The sequence below is a fragment of the Megasphaera sp. SC8-1 genome, from assembly GCF_024436295.1.
GTDB lineage: Bacteria > Bacillota > Negativicutes > Veillonellales > Megasphaeraceae > Megasphaera > Megasphaera elsdenii.
In genome coordinates this window covers 1-1023 of record NZ_JANFQH010000024.1, presented here as the reverse complement: position 1 = coordinate 1023, position 1023 = coordinate 1, and the positions used below count along the sequence as shown (strand labels likewise).

The window sequence follows — 1023 nt, the reverse complement described above, 5'->3', positions numbered from 1 at the left end:
TATGGCTGCGTTTTTATCCCTGTCATGATGACTGCCACATTTGGGACAATTCCATTCCCGTACAGACAAATCTTTAGTTTCACTAGTTCGGTAGCCACATACGTGACACAGCTGGCTGCTCGGATACCACTTGTCTATCTTGATAAGCTGTTTGCCTTGCCAAGCCAACTTATATTCCAGCATGTTCGTGAACAGATTCCAGCCATTGTCCGCTACGGATTTGCCAAAACTGAACTTACCACCCTTTTTCCGCTTTGCCATCGCTTTGACGCTGATATCCTCAATGCCAATGGCATCATAGCGGTCTGCAAGGTAGCGGGACTTTTTGTGCAGGAAATCCCGGCGTTGATTGGCCACTTTCTCATGGAGAATAGCTACGCGCAGTCTTTGTTTCTCTCTGTTGTGACTTCCTTTTTGTTTCTTGGATAGCTTCTGTTGCGCCTTAGCCAGTCTTTTCTCTGCCTTTCGCAGGAAATCTGGATATTTAGCATCCTCCTCATCGGAAGCCACATACAAGCCGTGCATCGCAAAATCCAAGCCAAGGAAGGTCTTCGGTATGACAGGGAGTACTTGGTTTTCATACTCCACCAGCATACTGATATAGTACTTTCCTGATGGCGTCTTGCTGATGGTTACGGTCTTTATGATACTGTTCTCTGGCAAGGGGCGATGCTGGCATAATTTCACCCAGCCGACTTTTGGCAGTTTCACCTTATGGCCCTCGATTCGGACAGAACCCTTCTGGTTGTTCGTGGAATACGAAGCGCGACTATTTTTCTTTGACTTGAAGCGCGGCTTGCCGAAATGCTGGCTGTCATTCCAAAAGTGGCTGTATGCCTTGTTCAGATTCAGTTGGGCATTGGCAAGGGCTAAACTATCGACTTCCTTTAGCCAAGGGAATTCTTCCTTGTACTGCGCAGGCGTGTTATTCAGCTTTTGGCCGGTTTCCTTATAATAGTCAATGCGGTCACTCAGCATCTTGTTGTAGATGAATCGGACACACCCAAAGGTCTTGGCAAACAT

General features: G+C 47.1%; 1 protein-coding gene. It reads right to left on the bottom strand.

Features of this window, described 5'->3' with window-relative positions; genetic code table 11:
- Positions 1-1023 (bottom strand): transposase (locus NOS26_RS07680; protein WP_255917504.1); only part of this gene is annotated, 1023 nt, incomplete at both ends.